The following is a 17,204-nucleotide window of genomic DNA, read 5'->3' on the forward strand; positions in this document are numbered from 1 at the left end:
CTAGACCCTCTCGATGTCGTGGCGGCCATAGAGGCCGTGCGGTCGAATCAAGATGGTCAAGATCAGCATCGCCGCGTCCACGAGATCCCGGCTGGCTCCGCCCAAAACGGGATCGAGAACGCTGGATGCAATTCCCTCGACGACGCCGAGCAGGACGCCGGCGAGCAACGCGCCTCCTATACTGTCCAGTCCGCCCAAAACGGCTACGGTCACGCCCTTGAGCAGCAGTTGCGCGAGCGATTGATCGACGCCCTGTACCGAACTCCAGAGCACACCAGCAATCGTCGCGACCACCGCCGACATGGCCCAAGACAGCGCGACGCCACGCTCGACCGAAATGCCGACCGACCACGCCGCCGTATAATCATCGGAAATCGCACGCAAAACCACACCCATCCGGGTCCGGAAGAACATCACGAAAAAACCGAACATCGCAATTGCAACCACCGCTCCAAAAGCGTAAGCGCGGTTGATTAATAATGGACCAAGAAAAAGCGGGGCATCGCTGATGCCCAGATCCATGGGTCGCGTGGTACCGCCCCAAATGGTCATCGAGCCGGCTCGCAGGAAAATCTCCAGCCCGAGCGTCATCATCAGGATCATGATGATGGGGCGGCCGGCGAGGCGCCGCAGCGCCACCCGTTCGATGGCCAACCCGATGATGAACATTGTGATGATCGCCAGCGAAATCGCGGCCCAGATCGGTGCGCCTGCGTTGTTGGCGAATGCAAGCACGACATAAGCGGCCAGCATCGTCATCGAGCCCTGAGCAAGATTAGGCACCGATGACGATTTGTAGATCAGGACGATTCCCATCGCGACCAGTGAATACATCAAGCCGATAAGTGAGCCGTTGGCAGCGGATTCCAACAATGATATCGCGTCCATGCGTCAGGCCTCCTGTACCGACAGCGTGCGTTCGATGACGCCGACTTCGCCTGACTCGTAGCTGACCGTTGCCTTCATCAGCACCGCATTCTGATGACCGTAGATGGCGTCGATGATCGGTTTGTAGCGCTCCTCCACGACGTTGCGGCGGATTTTGCGGGTTCTGGTGATTTCGCCGTCGTCGGCATCGAATTCCTTGTGCAGGCAGACAAATTTCCGCAACTGCAATCCGTGTGGTAGTGCACTGTTAACGTGCTTCACCGCGGCGGCGATCAGGACGATGACCTGCGGCTTCTGCGACAGGTCGGCATAGGAGATGTAGGAAACGCCGCGCAGTTCCGCCCAAAGGCCGACAGCTTCCTTGTCGATGCAGATGATGGCTGACAGCGTATCGCGGCCGCTTCCGAGCACCGCGGCATCCTTGATGTACGGACTGAACTTGAGCCGGTTCTCGATATAGTTGGGAATATAGCGCTCGCCCTTCGCTGTATGCACGACGTCCGACAGGCGCCCTAGCACCACGAGATGCCCGTCAGGTTCGACGTAACCTGCATCTCCAGTGTGCAACCAGCCGTCTTCGAGGCTTTCGCGCGTGGCCTCGTCTTGTTTGAAGTATCCGCTGAACACACTGCCGGAGCGGATCAGAATCTCGCCGGCGTCGCTTATCCGGACATCGACGCCCGGCAGGGGACGGCCAACGGTGTGCAACCTTACCTCGTCGAGGCCCTGGATGGCATTGTAGGCGCTGGTTTCAGTCTGCCCATAGAGTTGGCGCAGTTTGATGCCGAGCGCGCGGTAAAAAACGAACGTATCCTCGCCCATCGCTTCGCCGCCGGTGAAGGCGCCGCGCAACCGGGTCAGGCCGAATTGGTCCTTGACCGGTCCATAGACCAGCCATTCGCCAAGCGAGTTCAACAGCCGCTGGTTGAGGGTGGGGTGACTGCCTTCGAGCTTGCGGTTTTCGGCTGAAATGGCCAACGCCATAAAAAACTTGTAGACCAGCTTCTTCAGCCACGAGGAGTCTTCCATGCGCACCTGGATTGTGGTCAATAGATTGTCCCAGCTGCGCGGTGCGGCCAGATAGAAGGTCGGCGCAATCTCGCGCAGGTTTTGCAGCACGGTCTCCTGCCGCTCTGGAATATTGATCGTGAAGTGCAGTGCGATTCCGGCGCCCATCGTCACCGCGAAGTCGCCGACCCAGGCCATCGGCAAATAGGCCAGAATGCTCTCGCCGAACTGGAACGCTCCGCCGTGATAGGCATTTCGAACGCCTGCCAACAGGTTACGATGCGACAGCACCACCCCCTTGGGCTTGCCGGTGCTCCCGGAGGAATGCACGAACACGGCCGGGCCTTCAGGCTGCGCGCGGGCGATCAACTCGTTTCGCAGATTGGGGTTGCGGGTGACTAGCTCCGCGCCCTTTGCCTGAAGCGCGTCCCACGAAATCAGACCCGAATTGGCGTAAGCGGCCAGCCCGCGCAGATCGTCGTAGACGATGTGTTCGATTGTGGCGCCCTGATCGCGCAGATCGAGCATTTTATCGACTTGCTCCTGGTCTTCGGCCAACGCGAAACGCGCGCCCGCCTCGTGAACGAAGTGGCGAATTTCATCGAGGGTTGCATCCGGGAACGCCGGCATTGCGTAGCCGCCGAGCGCGCCGGCGGCCAGCATCCCGGCATAAAGTCGGGGCCGGTTGTCGCCCAGCACCAGCATGACTTCGCCTGCCTTGAAACCCAGTCCTTCGAGGCCTGCGGCACAGCAAAGCACGCTCTCAAGCAGCTCTCGCCACGTTGTCTGCTTCCAGATGCCCTTGCTTTTCTCGCGCATCGCGACACGGTGGGGAAAGACTTCGGCATTGCGCGCCAGAACGCGGATCAGCGTGCTATCGGTTTCGAAATTCCAGGCCAAGGCCGATTCAGCGGGCGGCATGCGCGCCCCCGATGTAAGCCTCGACCACCCGAGGGTCGGCGACGACGTCGGCCGGCACGCCGCTGCCGATCATTTCGCCATAGTTCAACGCCAACATGCGATCGCAAATGCCGGTGATGACGTCCATGTGGTGCTCGATCAGCAGCACGGTGACATTGCGTTCATCGCGTGCATCCAGAATGAAGCGCGCCATGTATTCCTTTTCTTCCTGGTTCATCCCCGCCATCGGCTCGTCGAGGATCAGGAAGCTCGGTTCGGCCGCCAATGCGCGCGCCAATTCGACCCGTTTCTTCAGGCCGATCGGAATCCCGTCAACCAGTTCGTCGCGCACGCTTTCAAGCTGCAGAAAATCTATCACGTCTTCGACCGCGGCGCGGTTCAACGTCTCGTCGCTGCGGGCAAGCCACCAGTAGAGCGCTGTACGCCCTACACTGGGTTTCATGTGAATGTGACGGCCCAGCAGGATGTTGTCGAGCACGCTCATACCGTTGAAGAGCGCAAGGTTCTGGAAGGTGCGGGCAACTCCCAACGTCGCGACATAGTGTGGCGCCAGGCCCGTGATGTCGCGGCCGTTCAGCAGAATGCGCCCGCGCTGCGGCGGATAAAATCCGGTGATCGCGTTGGTGAGGGTGGTCTTGCCGCATCCGTTGGGGCCGACGAGGCCGAATATCTCGCCGCGCTCGATGCACATATCGATTCCGTTCAGCGCGACAATGCCGCTAAAGCGGCGCTCGACAGACCGGCATTCGAGTACTGGGGCGTCGTCACCGCGATCCTTGAGTGTCAACTTGAATCCCATCTGAAGGTCAATCTGTTAACAACACTTGCAGTTTCCAAATCTAACGCCTGTTAGGCATTTGGGCAACCGAAGAGTGTGGTGCGGTGCAATTCGCCAAATGATCGTACTCGCCTCATTGCGCGAGATATGCGCCCCGCCCACTGGCTAAGAGAACCTGGCTAGTATCGGTCAGGCGTACGTCGGCAGTGCTTATCCGGCGCCCCAGTTTAACCACCATGCCGCGTGCGAGAATTGTCCCGCGGGTGGCCGGCCGATGATAATCGACCCGAAGATCTGCTGTAGCACTTACAATACCTCCGGCTGCGCGAACGGCGTAAAGGCCTGTTAAATCGATCAGGGCTGCCAGGATACCGCCGTGAGTTGCTTCGATTGCAGTATTGGCAACAAATTCTTCGCGCCAAGGCAGGGCAATTTCAATCTGTTCACGAGCGACCATGACCGCTTTCAATCCTAGCCACCGGTGGAAAGGTGAAATCATCAAAGCCTTTTGAAATTCAGCAATAGTCTCTTCGTTGCAGGATCTAATCTCATTCACTCGTTCGCTCCTATGTATATTCTTTCAGCAATCAAGCACTGATCTGTCACTAGCTTGATCATTGGTTCATTCCTTCGACAAAGCTCTCACAAAATGGGGCGACACTCGATCGCGCGGCTAATTGTCGCGCGTATCGCTATTACGTTGTGATATCGGTGGTTTTCGAAAGAAACTGACGACGGCTTCAGTAAATGCATCATTTCGATCGCCAACGACCATATGACCTGCGCCGGCAATATCGGTGTACGTAGAGTGTGGAGCAAGTCGAAGAAACTCTTGCGCAGCATCCACGCTTACCAAATTGCTTGATCCTCCACGTATCAGGTGAATCGGCAGCTTAAGCGTTTTGGCGGCGTCGTTCAGTCGTTTTTCGGACTGGCCCGCTTTGTCGTTTGTCAGGGAAGTTATAAAGCGTGGATCCCAGTGCCAGCGAAGACGTCCGTCATCGCATCGCCTCAAATAACGGTCGAGACTCTCCGAGCCTTTCCGTCGCTGACGATTTGGCAAATAGTTGGCGATCGCATCGGCGGCTTCATCGGTCGAGGCGAAGCCGTCCGCCAAATGTGCCCTCATGAAATCCAAGACGTGCGCAACGCCGGTCGGCTGCATATTTGGCGTAATATCTACAAGCGTAAGCGAAGTGAAAGATCCTGAGCGAAGCTCGCCTTCGGCTATCAAGCCCGCAAGGCCACCAAGGGAAGCGCCAACGAGAGCTGGTTTCTCGTTCAGTTGATCAGACATCGCTAGGAGATCCAACGCAAAGTCGTCGAGTTGGTAAGAGCCGGACGGCGACCAGGCGCTTTCCCCGTGGCCACGCAGATCCATCGCAACCGCACTATATCCCGCCTCCATCAAAGCTCTTGCAGTTCGAGTCCACGCCAAGCGGGTCTGGCCTCCTCCATGCGCGAGCAAAATCGGCGAACCCTCGCCAAATATATCGGCCACGATTGCGTGTCCTTTAGCTCCACAAAAGTTCTTCTGTTTCTTCACTGGTCTTCCTCAATTGTCGCCGTACCGTATCGGAGTAATACTCCTTCGAGCGGTGCTAGAACCGGATTGTTTTGAATAACGCCCGACGTCTAGCTCCAGCAGAATCCTTTCTAGGAGTGTTCGGATTTGACTGCGGCGCGATCGATTTCACCCTTGTCGGTTTTCGGCAGTTGATCGACGAAAACAATGTGCTTTGGCTTCTTATAGCGAGCGATCTGCCGGGCGACGAAGTAGATGATCTCGTCGGCGGTGACATTCGCCCCAGTTCGGCGCACGCAGATTGCTTTGATGGCTTCGCTCCACTGGGGATCTGGCACGCCGATGACCGCGACTTCGGCGATATCCGGATGTTGGAGAATCGCGTTTTCGACTTCCGCCGGATAGACGTTCTCGCCCCCCGTCTTGATCAGCTCTTTCTCGGGAGCACGGCCGGCATACCAGAGATAGCCATCGGCATCGAAATAGCCCATGTCGCCGGTGTGATGCCAGCCATTACGGAAGGTGCGGGCGGTCTCGGCGTCGTTATTCCAGTAACCTTTAAAGACGGTGGGACCGCACACCACGATCTCGCCGGTTTGTCCGGTGGGTCTTGGCTTGTCGGCGCTGTCGACGACTGCAATGGTGCGCCAGAACAGGGGGCGCCCGGCTGATTTTGGCCGGTCGCGGTAGGGCGACAGCGTTGCGAGGCCCGATGTCTCGGATTGTCCGAAGGTTGCCCAGAATACCGCGTGAGGGCAGGCTTTCTCGAAGCGTTCAATGGTCGCCGGGGTATCCAGTCCGGTCACCGCGCGCAACGTCGTCAATTCGTCGCCTTTGGCCTGATCCATCAGGTTTGCCAGCATCGGCGCAAACTCCGACATGACGGTCACCCTCTCGGCGGCAATGTCGCGAACCGCTTGTTGCGGGTCGAATTTCGAAGCGATGATGCTGGCGCCGCCAGCCTGCTGCACCGTCAGCATCAGGCCAAGGCCGGCGACGTGGAACAGCGGCAGCACACCTAGATTGACGTCGTGCTCGGTCAGGCTCCAGGCCTGCACCAGCGAGCTTTGCGCCGTTAGAAGGCCGGTTTGCGACAACAGCGCTCCGCGCGGCCGCCCGCCGACGGCGGCGGTGTGAATGATTACGAAGCCATCGTCGGCGCTGAAGTTGCCGTCAGGCATCGACGCCTCCGAAGCCGCAAGATCTGCGAACGGCGCAAACGGCGCAGCGTGCTTGCCGATGCCGAAATAGCTCCGGACCGAAGGTAGCGACACTTTTAGAGCCGCGATAAACTCCTGGTATTCTGCCCCTGCCACAACCAACGCCGGGGCACCATCGGCGAGGACGTAGCCGATTTCTTCGGCGTTGAGTCGGAAATTAACCGGCAGCAGGATGGCGCCAAGCCGCGCGACCGCACCGATCAAATCGATCATTTCGAGCGAGTTTTGCGAAAGGATGGCGACGCGGTCACCTGCTTTCACGCCCTCGCGAGCAAGACCTGCCGCCAGCCGCTCGATCCGTCCGAGATAGTCGCGATGGGTGATGCGCTTGCCCTCGAACACGAAGCACGTGCGGTCGGGAAAGAGTTGCGCGTTGCGGCGGTAAACATCCGCGAGTGTGAAATCCTTGAGAGTCATCGATTCCTCGATATGATGCACGATCTACCTATCGCAAAGTGCTCCACTCGAAGAAGAACCTTCGAATCCTTCGCTCGCAGGCGCTTTGTCAACTCTCGAATTTTGGTTCACGTTTTTCGAGAAAGGCAGCGATACCTTCCTGTGCGTCTCGATGCATGAATAGGAGCGGAAAACCATCGATCGCGTGCCGCATCTCATCGCCGCCGAGGCCGCGGTTGTAAAACGATTTCGCCATCTGCACCGCAAGCTTTGGTTTCGATGCAATTCGTTCGGCAAATTCCAGGGCGGCCGTGAGAAGATCACCATGGGGAACCACACGTAGCACGAGGCCTAGTCTGTATGCCTCTTCCGCGCTGATTGGATCGCCGAGGATACTCATCTCTTTGGCTTTGGCGCGGCCGATCATATCGTGCAGACGCACAATCGCAAAACCGGGCAGTAGTCCGAGCTTGATCTCTGGCACCGCGAAGCGTGCGCGATCAGATGCGATGATAAAGTCTGAAGCGATAGCGAGTTCGAAGCCACCGCCGAACGCAATGCCATTGACGGCGGAGATCACGGGTTTGCGGCAATTCTCTGGTGCCGCTAATACCGCTAAAGCCTCGATCATAAACTTGCGTACTTTGCCCGGATCGAAGTTGAAGCCGCTAATATCGGCGCCAGCGCAAAATGCTTTGTCCCCATTGCCGGTGATGATGGCGACGCGGACGTTGTCGTCTTCATCTACTTTCTTCAGGCCATCGAGAATACCCTCACGGATGCCTGTGCTGAGCGCGTTTAGCTTTCCCGGTTCGTCCAGCGTAAGGATGGCGATCTTCCCGTTGGTTTCATAATTGACGCTGCCTAGTCGCATCGCAGTCTCCCTTACGCTATGGGTGTCTTTAGCGAAACGCGCTGAAATCCGGTTTGCGTTTCTCGAGGAATGCATTGGCGCCTTCCTGCTGTTCTTGTGTCGTGAAATAGGCGGGCGCTACCTCGCGGACGAGGTCATCCATGTCGCGCTCCATGATCGGCGCCATGTGATAGTAGAATGAGCGCTTGAGAATCTTCAGGCAAGTGGGGCTCAAAGCCAGCAGTTCGTCGCAATATTTCCTCACCTCGACGTCGAGTTCGGCCATCGGAACGACGGAATTAGCCAGCCCCCAGTCGAATGCTTGTTTGGCGGTGTAGCGTCGCGCCAGCATCCAGAGCTCGCGCGCGCGCTTGTGGCCAAGCACATTGGCGCTGTGCGAGACGATGTAGCCGCCCGCCGGGGAGCCGACACGTGGACCGTTCTGGCCAAAGATCGCATGCTCCGCGGCGATGGTGAAATCGCAGAAATAGGCGATGTGGTGTCCGCCGCCAATCGCATAACCGTTGACACGCGCGATCACCGGTTTTGGGCATTCGACGATGTGGCGGTTAAAGTTGAATTTCAGTCCTTCGAGCCCGCTCTTGCCGCCGGCATCCTTCTCCCAGTTGACGTCGCCGCCGACGCAGAACGCGCGCTCGCCGGAGCCGGTGAGGACGATGACGCCAACTTTCTTGTCTGCGGTTGCCTCGAGGATCAGCCGCTCCATCTCTACGATGTTATCGCCGGTAAAGGCGTTGAGGGTCTTTGGCCGATTGATGGTGATGGTCGCGACGTAGTCCTGGACGTCGTACATGATCTCTTTTTCGGACACGATGGAACTCCATTTTGTTTTGGCGAAATTAACGGCCGACCTCAGCCGATCATGGTGTATCCGCCTGACACCGACAGGACCTGGCCGGTGACATGACCAGCGGCGGCGGACGAGAGAAACACTACGGCGTTGGCGATATCGTTCGGGCGACCGAGCTTGCGCAGCGGCAGCGCCTTGGCAACTTTCTCGAATTGCTCCGCCGTGAACATTGAATCTGGTTTTGTCCACATGCTGCTAGTACCAACTTCTTCCGTATCCACGGGAACAGTGACGCCAGGACAAACGACATTGCAGCGGATGCCATAGCGGCCGTTCTCTTTGGCAATGGTCTTCATGAAAGAATTAACGGCGGCCTTGACGCCACCATAGACCGCCTCGCGCGGCTCGCCCGAGCGGCTTGCGTCGGAACTGATCGACACGATAGCGCCGGCACCCTTCGGAATCATGATATCGAGCGCACATTTGGTGCAGTTGAGCACGCCGACGTAGTTGATCTTGATGATCTTGTCCCAAAACTCGTGCGTTGTTTGCGTAAAGAACATCAGCTGATCCCAGCCAACGTTGTTGACGAGCACATCGACCGTGCCATGCTTCTCGGTAGCGGCCTTGAACATGGCTTTTACCTGATCGAAATCGGTCACGTCGGTCTTGATTACCTGAACGCTGGAAGCGCCATTCTTCCGCGCAAGGTCGGCAACTTTCTCAGCCTGCGCCTGGTCGAGATCGCCAACCGTAATGTTGGCGCCCTCGGCTGCAAACCCGAGCACAATCGCCCGGCCGATGTTGGAGCCGCCGCCAGTGACGACGACCGATTTGCCCTTCAGATTGAGATCCATATTCGTCACTCCCAGTTCTACAATTGAATTACGGTTGCTGCTCCGGCTCCACCACCACTACGACCGCGTTTCGCTCAACGGTTTCGCCCGCTCGGCAATTGACCGCAATGATGATGCCGTCGGTTTGACAAACGATTCTTAGCTCCATCTTCATCGATTCCATCACGGCGACGATATCGCCAGCCTTGACCTTGTCGCCGACCGCGACATTCACCTTCAAGATCATGCCCATCATAGGCGCACGCAGCTCGCCGCTGGTTTCAGCGACCGCGCTAATGTAGGTGAGATAGGGGATCGCCGTCAGCGTGTGGACGCCGCGGCGATCATGTACGAAGATGGTTTGATTTTCCTGATAGATGCGCACCGTCTCACGCCGCACGCCGACAATCGCTGTGAAGGTGTCGTCTTTGAGCGAGATGAGTTTAACCGGCAGCTTCTCGTCGTTGATGCCGACAATCATCGAGCCGTCGGCCTTGAGCGGCGCGAATCGGATCTCCGCGCTCGCGCCAGCGGTTTCGAGGTGCAGGATCGGGATCGGAGACAATCCGTCGCCACCCGCGGCCATGTGCCATCCAGTCATTTCGCGAGACTGCCACGGCCCGCTGGCGACGGGCCGTCGTTGCCGGATCATCCAGAAGTAGGCGCCCAACGCCAACGCCACGGCGTCCAAATCCTTTGCCTTGTCGACCAACTGGTCGATCTGCTCGTCGATCAGGCGTGTGTAAAAGGTGGCACTTCGCGTCGCTGGTAGACCGAGCAAGCGCTTGAGAAATCCCTGATTGGTCGTAATTCCAAAAACCGAGGTCTGGTCAAGAGCTCCCTCGAGCTTGTCGAGTGCCTCATCGCGTGTCTCTGCGTGAGCGATGAGTTTCGCCAGCATCGGGTCGTAATAGGGCGTGACGACCGATCCGCTTTCGACGCCGGTCTCGACGCGAATCCCATCGGCGGGAAATCTGACGTAAGCGAGGTCTCCGGTGCAGGGCAGAAAATTATTTGCTGGATCTTCCGCGCAGATACGCGCCTCGACGGCATGCCCGCTACATGTCACCTCATTTTGCGTAAACGGCAGCCCTTCTCCAGCGGCGATCCGCAGCATCAATTCGACAATATCGATGCCGGTGACCATCTCGGTCACGGGGTGCTCGACTTGGAGACGTGGATTAACCTCTAGAAAATAGTAGGCGTCGCCGCTCAGGATGAATTCGACCGTGCCGACGCCGCGATAATTGAGGCGTTCGCCAAGCCGCACCGCGTCTGCGACGATTTTCTCGCGAAGCGCAGCGGACAGATTGGCAGCAGGCGCTTCCTCAATGAGTTTCTGATGACGTCGCTGCAAAGAGCATTCGCGCTCGAACAAGTGAATGACGTTACCTTCGCCGTCGCCGGCGATCTGCACCTCGATGTGGCGTCCACGCTCGACCAGCTTTTCGACGATCAGTCCGGGATAGCCGAACGAATTTTTCGCCTCGCGCATGGCCGATTCGATTTCTTCGGAAAGGCCGTCGAGAGTGGAGACGGCGCGCATTCCCTTGCCGCCGCCGCCCGCCGCGGCCTTCAGCATCGCCGGAAGCCCGACTTCCTGGACGATCAGGGCGATCTCGGCGGCATCCTCACTGGGTGTCTTGCTGCCGGGGACGATCGGCACGTTGGCCGCTTCGGCCTCCTGCTTTGCGGACGCTTTGTCGCCGAGCCGTTCGATCACGTCGGGCGTCGGCCCGATGAAGACCAGACCGGCGGCCTCGACGGCGCGGGCGAACGTGGCGTTCTCGGCCAGAAATCCGAGGCCGGGATGGATGGCTTGCGCGCCCATTGTTTTCGCAGCGGCGATTACCGCATTGACCTGGAGGTAACTGTCGGATGCGGCGGCGCCCCCGATCTCGATGGATTCGCCGATCACCTTCACATGCAAGGCGTCGGCATCGGCTGACGAGTGAACGCCAGCGACTGCGACCCCGAGCCGCTGGCAGGTTCGCGCGATCCGGCACGCGATCTCGCCACGATTGGCAATCAGGATTTTCTTGAACACGGAACGATATCCTCTGTCATCACATCCTGAACACGCCGAAGTCGGTTTCCTGCTGTGGCAGGCGTCCGGCCAGGTCGAGCAGCAGCGCCATCACGTTGCGGGTCTCGAGCGGATCGATCACCATGTCGCACCAGGTGTTGCGTGCGAAGTTATAGGCGTTCGCAAAATCCTCGAAGGTCTTGCGCACCGGCGCGCGGTAAGCCTCACGCTCCTCATCGGTCCAGCTCGTGCCATCGCGTTTATGGATATCGTCTCTGACCATGGCGAGCGTATTCGCAGCCTGATCCGGCCCCATGATTGCGGAACGTCCGTGCGGCCACATCATCATCGCATGCGGTTTGAAGGCGCGGCCACACATCGCCAGATAGCCGGCGCCGTAGGAATTGCCGATGATCAGCGTGTATTTCGGCACGTTGGCGCTGGCCATCGCCGTGATCATCTTGGCGCCGTGCTTGGCGATGCCGCCCTCTTCAGCCTCGCGCCCGACCATGAAGCCGGTGACGTCGGCCATGAACAGCAGCGGGATATTGCGCTTGCAGCAGAGGTCGATGAAGTGGGTCGCCTTCAGCGCGCATTCGGAAAACAGGACGCCATTGTTGCAAAGGATTCCGATTTCAAACCCCATGATACGCGCAAACCCGGTGATCAGGGTTTCGCCATACAGCGGCTTGAATTCGTGAAACTCGCTGCCATCGACCAGCCGCGCAACAATCTCTCGATTGTTGGTGGGAATACGCGGGTCCGTGCTGATCAGTCCGTAAATATCCCTGGGGTCGAAGCGCGGCTCACGCGTCGGCGCCACGTTCCACCGTTGCGCGGGAATGTCACCGAGATTGGCGACGATATCGCGGGTAATCGCAATCGCGTGGCTGTCGCTTTCCGCCAGATGGTCGGTGACGCCACTGACGCGGCTGTGCATTTCACCTCCGCCGAGCGCTTCTACGCCGACCTCTTCCTTGGTCGCGGCATAGACGAGTTGCGGTCCGCCCAGGAACATGGCGCCCTGATTGCGAACAATGACGGTCTCGTCGCAGAGCGCCGGCATGTAAGCGCCGCCGGCGGTTGAGGGCCCGTGGACGATTGCGATCTGCGCGATACCCTCGCTCGACATCCGGATCTGGTTATAAAAGATCGATCCGAACTGTCCGTCGTCGGGAAAAATGTTGGGCTGGTCCGGCAGGTTGGCGCCGCCGGATTGCACCATGGTGACGCAGGGCAGGCGGTGTTGCCAGGCGAATTTCTGCGCGCGAACGTGCTTCTTGCAGGTGATGCCGTAGTAGGTGCCGCCTTTCACCGTGGCGTCGTTGGCGATGATCATGCAGGCACGGCCCGATATCATCCCGACGCCCGTAATAATGCTGCCGCCAGGCGGCACGCCGTCGTACATGCCTTCGCCCGCAAGCTGGCAAAATTCGAGGAACGGCGAGCCGGGATCGAGCAGAGCGGCGATCCGTTCACGCGGCAGCAGCTGCTTGCGCTCCTTGTGCAACTGACGGGCACGTTCGGGGCCACCCAGCCGTGCCGCCGCGCGGCGCTCATGTAGATCGGCGATTCTCACGCCGTAAGCGTCCCGGTTGCGGCGATACTCTTCGCTCGCAACGGACACGTCGGACTTCATGAGAGACATCTCAGATAACTTTCCTGATTGAGCGCGTCTTGAGAAATTCGTCGTTGCTTTCGGGCCGTACTTCAATAGCTGCGAGGTAAGCCCATCACATGCTCGCCGATGTAATTAAGGATCATTTCGCGATTGAGCGGGGCGGTCTTCAGCAATCGCACCAGCGGGTAGATATCGAAGATTCCGTATTCCTTGGTAAAGCCGTTTCCACCGAAGCACTGCAGCGCAGTATCAACGGCCTTGATGCCGGCATCAGCGGCAGCGAGCTTGGCCATGTTGGAGAATTCGCCGGCTTCGCGGCCCTGATCGAAGATCCAGGCGGCCTTCAACGTCATGAGCGATGCCAGCTCAACATCGGTGCGGGCGCTTGCCAGCGGATGCTGCAAGCCCTGATAAGATCCGATTGGCACGTTGTTGAAAACCCGGCGCTCCTTGGCGTATTCGACTGCGCGGTTCAGGGCATAACGGCCGAGACCGCAGGAAATCGAACCGACGAGAATACGTTCGGGATTAAGGCTCTTGAATAGAATGCCAAATCCTTTGTCGACCTCGCCAACGATGTCTTCCGGCCCGAGATCGACATCATCGAAGAACAGCTGCCATTGTGTTTCCGGGGCGGGAATGCTCACCGGAATGTATTGCTTCTCCACCCCCTTCGCTTTCAGATCAACCACAAACAGGGTGAAGCCATCGGTTTTCTTCTGAACCTCGGTGTGCGCTGTCGTTCGCGTCACCACCAGCGCGTAGTCGGCACCATCGGCGTCAGTAATAAATGTCTTCTGACCACTCAGCGCGAAGCGATTGCCGCGCTTCTTTGCCACGGTGGACGTACGAATCGTGTTGGTCCCTGCGTCGGGCTCAGTGATTGCGAAGCAAAAGCGCGTCTTGCCGCCACACGCGTCGGGCAGATAGCGCATCTTCTGCGCCTCGCTGCCGTATTTGGCCATGAACCCTAAACTCATCGCGGCACCCACGACAAGATTGAGCAGTGGAATGCCGTTGTTCGACAATCCCTCAAGGAACAGGTGCATCTCGACCATGCCTTGTCCCGATCCGCCGTATTCCTCAGGCACCATCGTTCCGACGAAGCCATCCTCCGCAACCTTGCTGTAAAGGGCTTGAGGGAATACGTGCTTGTCGGCGCATTCCATCCAGTATTTGCGATCGAATTGCTTCGCGACCATATCGCCGTATTCGTAAATTTGCATCTGCTCGTGCGTAAGATCAAAGTCCATGTTGGAACTCCGCCGCCGGCCGAAACCTGCGTTGTCCTAAGTTGAGAATTGGAAACCCTCTAGGGAACGTCGTCGAATCGTTGTTTAGGAGGCAGCCGGCTGTCGGTCGGCAGCATCGATTGCTAGCTATCTTTAAGCGGAAACGCCTAGAATTTCAACCTAACAATCGTTCGAAAATGAACAAATGTTAGAAATTCGTTGAAAGACGATCAAGCCTACATTTATTGGCTTGCGATTAGTTTTGGGGACTCTAATTTACCGTGATGACATCCGCTGTCGCGACAGAATCGACCGAATTCCAGCTCAATCGCGCGCATTATCTGGCCCGGCCCGGATCGCCGAGCTTCACAGGCGCCGGGCGGAAGCGCCAAGGCGCGTGCTTGCATACATCGCGTGGGCAACTGCTGCCGCGGGAACGCATCGCGGGGCTCATCGATGCCGGTTCGCCCTTTCTCGATTTCGGCTATTTGGCCCGCGAGGGGATGTACGACGGGGTTCCTCCGGGTGCGACAATTATTACCGGGGTTGGGCAGGTCTGCGGCCGCAGTTGCATGCTCATCGGCAATGACGCGACCGTCAAGGGCGGGACGCTGTTCGGTATGACGGCGAAAAAGCACACCCGCGCCCAACTGTTGCATGGCAGCATCGGCTGCCCTGCATCACATGGTGCAGTCTGGCGGTGGCTTCTTGCCGGACTTGCCAATATCTTTCCGGACGAAGGGCAGGCCGGATCGATCATGTACAATCAAGTGAAGATGTCGGTATCGCGCAGATCGCCATCGATAGTCATGCGCTGGCGATCGCGCGCAACATTGTCGCCAATCTTGGCGAGCCGCCACAATTGCGCTGGACACCGCAAGAACCCGAAGCGCCATGTTACGCTCCGGAAGAAATCTACGGGATTGTCAGCGCCAACAAGCGCATTCCCACGGACAATCGGGAAATCGTGGCGCGTCTCATCGACGGCAGCCGTTTTCAGGGATTCAAGCATCTATACGGCGAAACCATGATGTGCGGGTTCGCCCGCATCAACGGCTTTGAGATAGGCATTCTGGCCAACAACGGTGTGTTGTTCTCGGAAAGCGCGATCAAGGGCGCGCACTTCATCGAATTGTGCTGCAAGCGCGATATCCGCTACTGTTTCTGGTCGACGTCTCGGGCTTTATGGTCGGCTCCGCCGTCGAACGGCAGGGAATTGCCAAGCATGGCGCGATGTTCATGACTGCGATGGCGTGCGCCGATGTACCAAAATACACCATCATCACCGGCGGCTCATATGCGGCGGCTTATTTCGCAATGCTGGGTCGTGCATTCAAGCCCAACGTTGGCCGAGTGCCCACGCGGCTTTGATGGGGCTCCGAGCAGGCCGCGACGACGCTCGCGATGGTGCGCGACAACATTCACCACCGCGAAGGTACATCCTGGACCGACGAGAAGCGCGAGGAATTCAAGCAACCAATCCCTAGTACTACTGCATCACAAATTTTGTCGCGACGTTTTTTTGACGATCGAGGCCGCGCAGCATGGACACCGCGACAAGGACTTGACGAGCGCGACGATCAAGCGTCGGCGCATTGTGGCGATTGAGTTTGGGACGTGGCGTTCAGTCCGCAATGGCGGATCCTCTCGGTCGGTAACCGTCGGGAACGGCAAGTTCTTTGAACCATGCCGAGGCACGAGGTCTTGAGGGGGGAATCGTCTCCCTCTCGGAGACCAGAAATCCGTAGGCTGCGATGCACAGTGTGGCGTGATGGTGGAAGCCACGCCATCCTCGTCCTTCGAAATGTCCGAGCCCGACTTCCTGCTTTAGTTCCTGATAATCGCGTTCGATGCGCCAGCGCAGCTTGGCGGTATCGACAAGTTGGCGGAACGCGATGTTTTTCGGAAGGTTCGACAGCCAATATTTGGCCGGCTCCTTCTCGCCTTCGGGCCACTCGATTAGCAGCCACTCTTCCGACCGGCTTTCGGTGAGATTGTAATCGCGGTTCGCGGCCAGAATCCGCACCCGAGCAAAGCGCGAGGACAGCCATTCTGCCGCCCCCTCCCGCCACCGGATCGGGCGCCAGGCGCGCCTGGGTAGGCCGAGAGCAAGTTCCTTGACGGAGACCGGTTGATGCTTGCCGTCGCGGCGCAAGAGCGTCGGTGGCCGACCGGTGCCTGACCACTTTTTTGGCGGCAACGGTCCCGTGCCCGGCACCCACACACTGGTATTCGGCAAGATGCCGGCGACATATTGCAACGCCAGCGCGTTGATGCTGGTGCGCAGATTTGTATTGCAGCCATAACCGGCGTCCATCAGCACCACGCCGCGAGGAAGGCCGGCCTTGCAGGCTGACGTGATCTGCTCAAGCGCGATCTCGGGCTTGGTCTTGAAGCCAATCTCGTCCGGCACCCCCGCCTTGCGCCGACGTTTGTCGTCCCCTGCCCAGTCTTCCGGCAGATACAGGCGATAGGCCGCCGGCAGACTGGCGTGGTGATTGGCGAGAGATAACGACACCGCGACCTGACAATTGTCCTGCTTGCCGAGTTGGCCGCAATATTGCCGCGCTACCCCGACCGAGTGTTTCCCCTTCTTGGGAAAGCCCGTATCGTCGATGATCCAGGCTTCGATCGGCCCGTGCTGCTCAATCTTCGGCAACACCAGTTCGCGGACCTTGGCCAATACCTTCTCGTCCGACCACTTGCCTTCGCCAACAAAATGCAGAAGCGATTGATGCTGTGCCGCCGTTCGCTCCGGCGCCGTAATCGCCGCCATCGGCTCGACGCTCTTGCGCTCGCAAGGCATCATTAGGCCCACACAATAGTCCCGCAGCGGCCTGGCTCGGTCGGCGTGCCCAATCACGCTCGTCAGCCCCTCGACATAACCCGCAAATCGCGATTCAATAGCTTTCGACCGCCGAAGATCCATCTCAGTCTCCAATGCTGAAGCATGAATCTCGCAAGATAAGTGATTCTCTCGATCAAAATCTGCGACTTACTGACTCAGTAGTACTAGCAGTCTGCTGAAAAACCCCTCGCGGCGGCGCTGATTTACTGATTCAATTTGATGGTGAATCGGTGGAGGTCGG

12 protein-coding genes and 3 pseudogenes are annotated in these 17,204 nt (G+C 58.5%); 2 read left to right on the forward strand and 13 right to left on the reverse strand.

Going from position 1 to position 17,204, the window contains the following annotated elements:
• The 12 genes from AC1RLZ_RS28100 to AC1RLZ_RS28155 all read right to left on the reverse strand — a co-directional run bounded on the left by AC1RLZ_RS28100 (nt 1) and on the right by AC1RLZ_RS28155 (nt 14,136).
• Entirely contained in the window at nt 1-888 is an 888-nt protein-coding gene (locus AC1RLZ_RS28100; protein ID WP_493191320.1) for a branched-chain amino acid ABC transporter permease, read from the reverse strand.
• 3 nt (nt 889-891) lie between these two features.
• Nucleotides 892-2,817, reverse strand: a complete 1,926-nt coding sequence (locus AC1RLZ_RS28105) for an AMP-dependent synthetase/ligase (protein ID WP_493191321.1) — start codon at nt 2,815-2,817, stop codon at nt 892-894.
• On the reverse strand, nt 2,804-3,616 hold the full coding sequence (locus AC1RLZ_RS28110; protein WP_493191322.1) for an ABC transporter ATP-binding protein: 813 nt from the start codon (nt 3,614-3,616) through the stop codon (nt 2,804-2,806). Before AC1RLZ_RS28110 ends, AC1RLZ_RS28105 begins: the two co-directional genes overlap by 14 nt.
• A 112-nt stretch (nt 3,617-3,728) precedes the next feature.
• Nucleotides 3,729-4,151, reverse strand: coding sequence for a PaaI family thioesterase (locus tag AC1RLZ_RS28115; protein ID WP_493191323.1), 423 nt, complete (start codon nt 4,149-4,151; stop codon nt 3,729-3,731).
• Nucleotides 4,152-4,268: 117 nt separating this feature from the next.
• Nucleotides 4,269-5,141 carry an alpha/beta fold hydrolase gene (locus tag AC1RLZ_RS28120; RefSeq protein WP_493191324.1) on the reverse strand — a complete coding sequence of 291 codons (873 nt, stop codon included), beginning with the start codon at nt 5,139-5,141 and terminating at the stop codon, nt 4,269-4,271.
• A 110-nt stretch (nt 5,142-5,251) separates the two neighbouring features.
• The gene (locus AC1RLZ_RS28125) at nt 5,252-6,757 is read right to left on the reverse strand and encodes an AMP-binding protein (RefSeq protein ID WP_493191325.1); all 1,506 of its coding nucleotides are present in this window, start codon (nt 6,755-6,757) and stop codon (nt 5,252-5,254) included.
• An 88-nt stretch (nt 6,758-6,845) separates the two neighbouring features.
• Entirely contained in the window at nt 6,846-7,610 is a 765-nt protein-coding gene (locus AC1RLZ_RS28130) for an enoyl-CoA hydratase/isomerase family protein (protein ID WP_493191326.1), read from the reverse strand.
• A 28-nt stretch (nt 7,611-7,638) separates the two neighbouring features.
• Nucleotides 7,639-8,421, reverse strand: a complete 783-nt coding sequence (locus tag AC1RLZ_RS28135; RefSeq protein ID WP_493191327.1) for an enoyl-CoA hydratase-related protein — start codon at nt 8,419-8,421, stop codon at nt 7,639-7,641.
• A 41-nt stretch (nt 8,422-8,462) separates the two neighbouring features.
• A complete protein-coding gene (locus tag AC1RLZ_RS28140; RefSeq protein ID WP_493191328.1) occupies nt 8,463-9,257 on the reverse strand; it encodes an SDR family NAD(P)-dependent oxidoreductase in 795 nt (264 codons plus the stop codon).
• A gap of 28 nt (nt 9,258-9,285) precedes the next feature.
• Nucleotides 9,286-11,283, reverse strand: a complete 1,998-nt coding sequence (locus AC1RLZ_RS28145; RefSeq protein ID WP_493191329.1) for an acetyl/propionyl/methylcrotonyl-CoA carboxylase subunit alpha — start codon at nt 11,281-11,283, stop codon at nt 9,286-9,288.
• Nucleotides 11,284-11,302: 19 nt separating this feature from the next.
• A complete protein-coding gene (locus AC1RLZ_RS28150) occupies nt 11,303-12,910 on the reverse strand; it encodes a carboxyl transferase domain-containing protein (RefSeq protein ID WP_493191330.1) in 1,608 nt (535 codons plus the stop codon).
• A 62-nt stretch (nt 12,911-12,972) separates the two neighbouring features.
• A complete protein-coding gene (locus AC1RLZ_RS28155; RefSeq protein WP_493191331.1) occupies nt 12,973-14,136 on the reverse strand; it encodes an acyl-CoA dehydrogenase family protein in 1,164 nt (387 codons plus the stop codon).
• A 263-nt stretch (nt 14,137-14,399) separates the two neighbouring features.
• Here AC1RLZ_RS28155 and AC1RLZ_RS28160 point away from each other — a divergent pair.
• Nucleotides 14,400-14,837, forward strand: a pseudogene (locus AC1RLZ_RS28160) (carboxyl transferase domain-containing protein); the annotation flags it as partial.
• Nucleotides 14,816-15,486 (forward strand): annotated as a pseudogene (locus AC1RLZ_RS28165) (carboxyl transferase domain-containing protein). The pseudogenes AC1RLZ_RS28160 and AC1RLZ_RS28165, both read left to right, overlap by 22 nt.
• A 118-nt stretch (nt 15,487-15,604) precedes the next feature.
• Here AC1RLZ_RS28165 and AC1RLZ_RS28170 read toward each other — a convergent pair.
• Nucleotides 15,605-17,044: pseudogene (locus AC1RLZ_RS28170) on the reverse strand (IS701 family transposase).
• Nucleotides 17,045-17,204: the final 160 nt, after the last annotated feature.

This window comes from Tardiphaga sp. GW822-FHT04G09 (genome assembly GCF_058800725.1).